The sequence below is a fragment of the Photobacterium lucens genome (genome assembly GCF_009873615.1).
GTDB classification, from domain to species: Bacteria; Pseudomonadota; Gammaproteobacteria; order Enterobacterales; family Vibrionaceae; genus Photobacterium; species Photobacterium lucens.
Genome location: NZ_SSMG01000285.1, coordinates 1 through 9,520, shown reverse-complemented (window position 1 = coordinate 9,520; position 9,520 = coordinate 1). Strand labels below are relative to the sequence as shown.

The following is a 9,520-nucleotide window of genomic DNA, read 5'->3' as shown; positions in this document are numbered from 1 at the left end:
GGGGAAGGATTCGAACCTTCGAAGGCAGTGCCGGCAGATTTACAATCTGCTCCCTTTGGCCACTCGGGAACCCCACCACAAGTGCGGGGCGGATAATAGCAAACATTCCGATCCTGTAAAGACTTTTCTTTTAAATATTGTGTGTTTGGCTGAATTTTCATCATATTACGAATTCTTGCTTAAATTTACATTTCTTGACGTTGTTAAAAGCAAGATTCAGATATTATTGCGGCAGGATTTTTTACGGTGTTTTGACAATGAAAAAAATGGTCGTGGCAGTCGTGGTTGCTGCAGTGTTATCTGGTGGTTACTTCTACTTTCAGGGAACGTCTCATGCTGCGCAAGAAAGCAAAGGAGCGCGTTCGAGTCGTGTTGTTAGTGTAACGACGGGAACGGTATCTTCTGTGAGTATCGCTCAATCTCTTTCTTTAACCGGTAAACTACAAGCAGAGCACTCTGTCAACATTGCAGCGGAAGCATCAGCTCAAATAACAAAAATTAATGTAGAACCAAATCAGCTAGTTGAGAAAGGAGCCGTGCTGATCCAACTGGATAATGAAAAAGCTAAAGCGGCTTACGATGAAGCTCTAGCCTATTTCAATGACGAACAACGTAAATTAAATGAATTTAAACGCTTAGTGAAACGTGGTGCGATCACACAAACTGAAATCGATGCACAAACCGCGAGTGTCAATATTGCCCAAGCGCGTTTGAAAGCTGCCCGCGCTGAATTAAACGATCATGTTATTAAAGCTCCTTTTAACGGCACTGTTGGTTTATTCGATTTTAGTCAGGGTCATAGAGTAGCAGAAGGTGCAGAACTGCTGACATTTGATGATCTGTCTTCGATGAAATTAGATATTCAGGTGCCAGAGCAATATTTATCTCACCTTGCGGTAGGTATGAAAGTGACCGCAACCAGTCAAGCATGGCCTGATCGCGTGTTTAATGGTGAAGTCACCGCGATTGATTCTCGGGTTCAAACTGATTCTTTAAATATCAAAGTCCGTGTGGTGTTTGAGAATAAAGATAATGCGTTAAAGCCGGGTATGTTACTGGCGGCTGATGTTGGCTTTATTCCTCGTCCTCAAGCGGTGATCCCTGTTCAAGCGATTGAATACTCAGGTACTAAGCGTTTTATCTACCTTGTTGATGATAAAGAGAAGGTACACCGCACCGAGGTTCAATTAGGTGCTCGTATTGATAATACCGTTGTGATTAACAAAGGTGCCGATATTGGCGATCGCATTGTGGTGCAGGGCTTAGTGAATATGCGTGATGGCATTAAAGTCTCTGATATTACGCCAAAGCAAAGCGCACAACAGGGAGTGGATAGCTGATGTGGTTATCTGATGTTTCAGTAAAACGCCCGGTTGTTGCGATTGTACTGAGCTTATTACTTTGTGTGTTTGGTGTAGTGTCTTTCTCTAAATTGGCGATTCGTGAAATGCCAGATGTAGAAAGCCCTGTGGTAACGGTGATGACCACCTATCCAGGTACCTCAGCGACGGTAATGGAAAGCCAAGTGACGACCCCGATTGAAGATGAATTATCGGGGATCAGTGGGATCGACAATATCACTTCAATCACACGTAACGGTATGTCTCGGATCTCGATTGAATTTTCGATGGATTGGGATCTGACCGAAGGTGTTAGTGATGTCCGTGATGCGGTCGCTCGTGCTCAGCGTCGTTTACCTGATGATGCTAACGATCCTGTGGTATCGAAAGATAACGGTTCCGGTGAGCCTGCGGTTTATATCAACTTGTCTTCGTCTGAAATGGATCGTACTCAGCTAACGGATTACGCTCAACGTGTGCTTGAAGATCGCTTTAGTTTGATCAACGGCGTTAGTTCGGTGAACTTGAGTGGCGGCCTTTATAAGGTGATGTACGTTAAGCTCAAACCTGAATTAATGGTGGGTCGAGGCGTTACTACCAAAGACATCATTGATGCACTGCGTGATGAAAACGTTGAATTACCAGGTGGTGAAGTACGTAACGATCAAACCGTGATGGCAGTTAGGACGGCGCGTTTATACCGTGATGCTAACGATTTTAAATACTTGGTTGTACGCACAACAGAAAATGGCACACCGATCTACTTAAAAGATGTCGCTGATGTTGCCGTTGGTGCGGAGAATGAAAACTCAACCTTTAAGAGTAATGGTGTTGTTAACCTGAGTTTAGGCATTGTCACCATGTCGGATGCTAATCCCTTAGAGGTGGCAAAAGATGTGCGTGCCGAAGTTGCGAGAATGCAGAAGTTCTTGCCTGCGGGTACGTCGTTAACGGTGGATTACGATGCAACGGTGTTTATTGAACGCTCAATCAGCGAAGTGTACAGCACCTTATTAGTTACTGGTGCCTTGGTTATTTTGGTGCTGTATGTCTTTATTGGACAAGCCCGTGCGACCTTAATTCCAGCGGTGACGGTTCCAGTATCGTTAATTTCAGCTTTTATTACCGCATATTTCTTTGGCTTTTCAATCAACTTACTGACGTTAATGGCGCTGATTCTAGCGATTGGTCTGGTAGTCGATGATGCCATTGTGGTGGTTGAAAATATTTTCCATCACATGCAACGTGGCGAATCACCTTTACTTGCTGCTTACAAAGGGACTCGTGAAGTAGGCTTTGCGGTGATTGCAACGACTGCCGTATTGGTGATGGTGTTCTTGCCGATCTCCTTTATGGAAGGCATGGTAGGGCGTTTATTTACTGAGTTCTCAGTGCTACTTGCGATGGCGGTGATTTTTTCATCATTAATTGCGTTAACGTTAACGCCAGTGATGGGCAGTAAAATCTTAAAAGCCAATGTAAAGCCAACCCGCTTTAATCTATGGGTGAATCGCCAGTTTGATAAGCTTGAAAATGTCTATCGCAAGGGTGTTACGTTTGCTGTTAAAAAACGCTTTATTGCACCGATTGTTGTATTAGCGTGTATTGGCTCAAGTGTTGGTTTAATGAAAGTGATCCCTGCCCAATTGGCGCCACAAGAAGATCGTGGGGTGTTATTTGTCTTTGTGAAAGGCGCTGAAGGCACCAGTTATAACCGTATGATCGGCAATATGGATGAAGTGGAAAGCCGATTGTTGCCAATGTTAGGTAAAGGCGTATTGAAATCAGTCAGTATTCAATCACCTGCGTTTGGTGGTCGAGCTGGGGATCAAACTGGCTTTGTGATCATGCAGTTAGAAGATTGGCAAGATCGCTCTGTGTCAGCGCAGCAAGCGTTGGGGATGGTAAGTAAGGCATTAACGGGTATTCCTGATGTGCGTGTAATTCCAATTATGCCGGGCTTTAGAGGTGGTTCATCGGAAGCGGTGCAATTTGTGTTAGGCGGTTCAGATTACCAAGAGCTTTATAAATGGGCATCGGAGCTTAAACACATCGCAGAAGATAGCCCAATGATGGAAGGTGTGGATCTCGATTACGCCGAAACCACGCCAGAACTTATGGTGAATATTGATCGCCAGCGTGCAGCGGACTTAGGTATTCCTGTTTCAGATATAGCAGAAACGCTGGAAGTGATGCTGGGCGGTCGTAGTGAAACTACCTTTGTAGAACGTGGTGAAGAATATGATGTTTACCTACGTGGTGACGAAAATCGCTTTAACAGCTCAGCTGATTTAAGCCAGATTTATCTGAGGGCGAAAAACGGTCAGCTTGTCACGCTAGATACTGTGGCTTCGATTGATGAAGTGGCTTCAGCGCAGAAACTTAGTCATAACCAAAAGCAGAAATCGATCACTTTAAAAGCGAATCTGTCGGCAGGTTACACCTTAGGTGAAGCGTTAGATTTCTTAGATCAACAAGCGATCGAAAAACTGCCATCAGATATCACGATTAACTATGCCGGTGAGTCGAAAGATTTCAGAGAAAACCAAAGTAGCATTGCCTTGGTGTTTGGTTTGGCATTGCTGGTGGCTTACTTAGTATTGGCAGCACAGTTTGAAAGCTTTGTGAACCCATTGGTAGTGATGCTAACGGTTCCAATGGGGATCTTTGGTGGCTTGGCTGGTTTGTGGTTAATGGGCCAAGGGCTCAATATCTATAGTCAAATTGGTATGATCATGTTGATTGGTATGGTAACCAAGAACGGTATTTTGATAGTCGAATTTGCTAACCAACTGCGTGACAAAGGCGTTGAGTTTGAACAAGCGATCGTTGATGCGTCTGTTCGACGTTTACGCCCAATTCTGATGACGGCATTTACCACCTTGTTTGGTGCTATTCCGTTGATCATCTCAACCGGTGCTGGCGCAGAAAGTCGTATTTCTGTAGGTACTGTGGTGTTTTTTGGTATGGCGTTCGCGACCTTAGTGACCTTGTTTGTTATTCCGGCCATGTATCGTTTAATGGCGGGTAATACCAAATCACCGGGTTATGTTGAAAGCTTATTAGAAAAAGAGCTGCAACATGATTATATCGGTCGTATGAGTCACGGTGATCTGCCTAAGCAAGATCATTAAACCGCAAACACAGACTTGAAGGACGAAAGGCGATAGGGAGACTTATCGCCTTTTCTTTTGGCTTCTCAACGGTCTTTTTATGGCTTGCAAGGTGCTGCGACTACCTCTTTACTGAGCAATCAGTTAAACTTCAGCCTAGATAACAGTCGAGTAATCAAACTGCCATTAGGAAGTTTATTACCCTGATCGTCCTAAAGCCCTTTATAGAAGAAAACCATGTCACAGAATCCAACGCAACAGCAGAGCCCACAAGGGGTTCGACTAAATAAATTCATTAGTGATACAGGCTATTGCTCACGCCGTGAGGCGGACAAGCTGATTGATCAGGGACGCGTCACTATTAATGGTAAAAAGCCAGAGATGGGCGTACGTGTAATAGACAGCGACGACGTACTTATTGATGATAAGCCACTGCGTAGCAAAGAGCGACCAATCTACATTGCACTAAATAAGCCAACAGGGATCACCTGTACTACTGAGCGTCATATCGAAGGTAACATCGTTGATTTTATTGGTCACCGTAAGCGTATTTTCCCGATTGGTCGTTTAGATAAACCTTCAGACGGTCTGATTTTCTTAACCAACGATGGTGATATCGTTAATAAGATCTTACGTGCAGGTAACTCTCACGAAAAAGAATACGTTGTACGTGTTGATAAAGTGATCACCCCTGAGTTCTTAGAGAAAATGGCATCAGGTGTTGAGATCTTAGATACAGTTACTCTGCCTTGTAAGGTTACCAAAGAAACGAACTTCTCTTTCCGTATTGTGTTGACGCAAGGTTTGAACCGTCAGATCCGTCGTATGTGTGAAGCGTTAGGTTATGAAGTTTACAAGCTTCGCCGTGTGCGCATCATGAACATCACGATTGATGGTCTACCAAACGGTAAGTGGCGTTACTTAACCGATGATGAAATTGCGGAAATTCATCAATTAATTTCTCAATCAAGTGGTACAGAAGAAGCATCAAAAGTTGATGGTGAAGGTCGTAAGATTGAAAAAGCCACCGATGCTAAGCTGTATGATCATCGCCAACAAGAAGCTCGCAACGAAAAACGCGCACAAGAGAAGAAATTCAAAACCTACAGCGGTACAGGTGAATTCACTCGTCGTCCGGGTGGTCAGCGTCAGAATCGTCGTAACGAAGAGGGTGGTGAAGGTCGTCAACAACGTGGTCAACGTAATGGTCAACGTAATGGTCAAGGTCGTAATGACAATCGTCGCCAAGATTCTCGCCCTTCACGTAATACAGGTCGTGATTCAAAACCAAGCTTTGGCGGTAAAAGTACAGGTATTAAGAAGTGGAAATCTAAGAAAGAAGATTAATGCTTTTTAAATGAAAATAGCGCCCTTTAGTTTTTTATACGCTTTCAAAAGTGTGAATAGCTGAAAGGGCGTTTTTGTTTGTACGTGATTCGATGCGTAATAAGGAAATAGAATGAAAATTGTAGCAGTAACGGCGTGTCCAACGGGGATCGCCCATACTTACATGGCAGCAGATGCACTAAATAAAACAGCACATAAAATGGGAATTCAGATCCAAGTGGAAACCCAAGGTGCAATGGGCATCGAAGATCAGCTAACCATGCAAGACATTGCCAAAGCGGATTTAACCTTGATTGCTTCAGATATTGAAGTGGAGCAACGTAGCCGTTTTACAGGCAGTAAGATCCACTGTGTGACTATTGAAGAAGTATTGGTTGATCCAGAAGCGGTACTTAAACGCTGCCAGCAATTAATTTCCCAATAGCAGGGCATCAAGATGTTAGAAAGACGTCTTACTTTCTATTGCGGGGAAACGGGCTTAACTCTTTTTCAGTTAGATAAATTGAAAAAGCTCGCTGGTTATTTTTCCTCTGATGTTCACGTGTTTAACTTGCAGCTATTACGTGCAGAATCCGTAACAAAGCCACTTCGGGTATCAACCCTTGCCAGTAAACCTTATCAATTGTGTCAGCTCATTATTACAGGCGCAGATGCTGAGTTGGCCTTATTAGTGCTGACTGATTTTATTCACGAATATGCGTGTCCGTTATTGTTGTCATCGAGCGACAGTAAAGGCAATGCCATTTTAAAACAGCGCATGGCATTGCTGGATTTTCCTCTTTCTTTTATCACGGCTAAACAAGCTCAAACCGTTCAAAATAAAGCAGCATTGTTAGCCACGTTGACACGCTCGCTGGTGGATGAAAAGGTGATCAAAACTGATGATTATCAAACTGTATTATCGGCGATAGAAAAGCGTGAAAGTATTTCAGCAACGGTGATGGCAGAGGGTATTGCTATGCCCCATGTGATGACAGAGCCTATTTTGCAACCTGCAATGGTAACAAGTTGTTGTCAGGAAATGGATTGGCAGAGTCCGAGAGGTAATATCAGCAAAGTATTGATGATGGTATTACCTAAGCCTTCGCCACGTTGTGTGTTGATGGCATTTTCTCGGTTCTCCAAGCAACTACTTCAAGAGCCTTATGCACAAGCGTTGCGCCAAGCGTCTGATAGTCATGTGTTACAAGCGCTGATCATTGAGGCGATGCTAGCGTCTGATTAAGGCTGCGGTACTCTGTCGGTGTTCGGCCTGTTTTGTTTTTAAATACTCGACAGAAGTAATTCATATCTTGAAACCCACATCGGGTTGCCACTTCCGCTAATCGAAAATTGTATTTTTTAAGCATGAACTTTGCGCGCTCTAACCGTACCCAACAGATGTAATCAGCCAGTCGCATGTGCCCTTGTTGTCTGAATAAGCGTGAAAGATGATTCGGGGTAATGTTAAAGCGATGAGCGATGGATTCACGGCTAATCGCGCGGTGAAAGTTTTCTTGAATATAAATACAAATCCCTTGATAGAGATCTTCACAACGGTTCTTTTTAACTCGATCTGGGGTATTGAGCATAGAGCGGCTATAGCTAAGCAGCGCCAATAGCAGATGTTCATCCATTGGCTTTTTGGTTGGCTCTTTTGCCAGCATATTCAATGCCGATAAAATCGGATCAATCGCATGCCCGGTTGCAGCTTGAATTGAGTATTTCTGCACATCGAAGAAGTTCGGGTTATCTTTACTTTTACTGACCAAGCTAAAGCCAATTTGCCGTTTACCAAACAGCAAGCTCAGTACGGAGCATTCGGTTTCCCAATTGGGTTTATTCCAGCAGTTAGGTGGAATATACAGTGCATCACCTAGCATTAGATTAACGTCACAAATCCCATGCTCGCCGTCTTCTAATTGGTTTACATATTCGCCTTTAAGCACCAGTTCAAGACGAGGGAAGTTTACTTGGTAGCTAAATTGCGGCGGTGTGGTGTGATCGTTGGCAAACCAAATATGGTTGAAGCTCTCTCGCTCTTCGAGAATAGAGTCGATTAGATTAAGAAATACAGTATCCATTATTGCCGCCAATAAACCTGAGTTGTAAGGATTGTGAGTTAGGAATGAATCTTTGCGGTTGTTTTTGTTATAGTGCAGCGCAATATATTGTAAAACATGAATCAACTAATGGATTGTATCGAATAAGGGTGTCTTGTGACCTTGATGGATGTTCCACTTTTTGACTTATGTAACATTTACACTGGTTTAAATGGTATTCCTCTTTGTAATTCTTTGATTTGCTAAGTGGAATACTATTTCATCGACGCACAACGATAATAAATTTAGGAATGAATCATGGCTGGTACTCACCGCTCTATGTTTTTTAAAATGAATAACGTGATCCAAGATTATGCATGGGGAAGTAAAACCTCGATTGAAGCTTTGTTTGGTATTGCGAACCCTGAAGCGAAACCACAGGCAGAATTGTGGATGGGCGCTCATGCGAATGGTTGCTCTGAAATTGAAGTTCAAGGCGAAGCGGTAAAGCTATCTGATTTTATTGCAACAGATCCTGATGCGATCATTGGTGCGCACACCCAGCTACAATTTGGTGAACTGCCGTATTTATTTAAAGTGCTAGCGGCTGAAAACGCATTGTCGATTCAGGTACACCCAAATAAGCAGCAAGCTGAAGTAGGCTTTGCTAAAGAAGAGCAAATGGGCATTGCACGTAATGCGGCAAACCGTAATTACAAAGATCCCAACCACAAGCCTGAGTTGGTATTTGCGTTAACACCTTACCAAGCGATGAATGGTTTCCGTCAAATCGACGAGATTGCAACGCAGTTCAATGCACTTGAAATTCCCGCTATCAGCGAGTTAGTGGCAGCATTTAATGCTAATCAAACGCAAGCGGGTTTACGTGATTTCTTTGCTGCGATGTTATCGCTAGAAGGTGAGCAAAAAGCATCAGCGGTAAACGCATTATTGGCTTACAGTGAAGCACATAACGATCAGCCATTGTTTGCTTTATTACTAGATTTAGCTGAGCAATACCCAGGTGATATCGGTTTATTTGCGCCATTGATGCTAAATGTATTAACCCTTCAACCGGGTGAGGCGATGTTTTTGAGTGCCTGTACGCCACATGCTTACATTAAAGGTACGGGGTTAGAGATCATGGCGAACTCTGACAATGTATTGCGTGCAGGTTTAACACCTAAATACATGGATGTGCCAGAGCTAGTCGCTAATACCTACTTTACACCAATGGCATTTGATTCACTGCTATTAGCACCGACTAAAGCTGAAAATGGTTCACACTACGCCATTCCAGTGCCTGATTTTAAGTTCAGTGTTTATAAGCAAGTAGAGAATATTACTCTTGCTGTGAATAGCGCTGAAATTATCTTCGCTATTGATGCGCCAGTAACGCTAACACATAGCAATGGCGATACAGTTGTGATTGATAAAGGTCAGTCTGTTTTTATTCCAGCTTACGCTGAGCAGTACCAAGTAACTTGTACTGGCAGTTTTGCTCGTGCTTATAACTAAGCTCTGTTAAATCATTAACCTTTATCGAAAGCGACAGATTCTTCTGTCGCTTTTTTCGTATCGGTTAGTGTGAAGTAACTCACTAAAATTCTGCGTTATAGCTAATGTCAATGCGTGATATTTACAGTGATTGAAAAATTATTTGAATTTCAATTTATTCCTTTCATTAAACTGATTTTAT

General features: G+C 43.1%; 7 protein-coding genes. 6 read left to right on the top strand and 1 reads right to left on the bottom strand.

Annotated features, from left to right (window positions below; all coding sequences use genetic code 11):
* The first annotated feature begins 257 nt into the window (after positions 1 to 257).
* The 5 genes from E5A76_RS12340 (at position 258) to E5A76_RS12320 (ending at position 7,025) form a co-directional block, all read left to right on the top strand.
* On the top strand, positions 258 to 1,340 hold the full coding sequence (locus E5A76_RS12340) for an efflux RND transporter periplasmic adaptor subunit (protein ID WP_161119115.1): 1,083 nt from the start codon (positions 258 to 260) through the stop codon (positions 1,338 to 1,340).
* Positions 1,340 to 4,474, top strand: coding sequence for a multidrug efflux RND transporter permease subunit (locus E5A76_RS12335; protein ID WP_161119114.1), 3,135 nt, complete (start codon positions 1,340 to 1,342; stop codon positions 4,472 to 4,474). Before E5A76_RS12340 ends, E5A76_RS12335 begins: the two co-directional genes overlap by 1 nt.
* Before the next feature lie 216 nt (positions 4,475 to 4,690).
* A complete protein-coding gene (gene rluF, locus E5A76_RS12330) occupies positions 4,691 to 5,800 on the top strand; it encodes a 23S rRNA pseudouridine(2604) synthase RluF (protein ID WP_161119113.1) in 1,110 nt (369 codons plus the stop codon).
* 112 nt (positions 5,801 to 5,912) lie between these two features.
* On the top strand, positions 5,913 to 6,224 hold the full coding sequence (locus E5A76_RS12325; RefSeq protein ID WP_161119112.1) for a PTS fructose transporter subunit IIB: 312 nt from the start codon (positions 5,913 to 5,915) through the stop codon (positions 6,222 to 6,224).
* Positions 6,225 to 6,236: 12 nt separating this feature from the next.
* Positions 6,237 to 7,025 carry a PTS sugar transporter subunit IIA gene (locus E5A76_RS12320; RefSeq protein WP_161119111.1) on the top strand — a complete coding sequence of 263 codons (789 nt, stop codon included), beginning with the start codon at positions 6,237 to 6,239 and terminating at the stop codon, positions 7,023 to 7,025.
* On the opposite strand, the gene E5A76_RS12315 is transcribed toward E5A76_RS12320, so the two are convergent.
* Positions 6,997 to 7,863, bottom strand: a complete 867-nt coding sequence (locus E5A76_RS12315; RefSeq protein ID WP_060988989.1) for an AraC family transcriptional regulator — start codon at positions 7,861 to 7,863, stop codon at positions 6,997 to 6,999. The genes E5A76_RS12320 and E5A76_RS12315 overlap by 29 nt on opposite strands.
* A 276-nt stretch (positions 7,864 to 8,139) precedes the next feature.
* Between E5A76_RS12315 and manA the strand changes: the two genes are divergently transcribed.
* Positions 8,140 to 9,339 (top strand): mannose-6-phosphate isomerase, class I, encoded by a 1,200-nt coding sequence (gene manA, locus E5A76_RS12310; RefSeq protein ID WP_161119110.1) that lies wholly within the window; start codon positions 8,140 to 8,142, stop codon positions 9,337 to 9,339.
* Positions 9,340 to 9,520 lie beyond the last annotated feature (181 nt).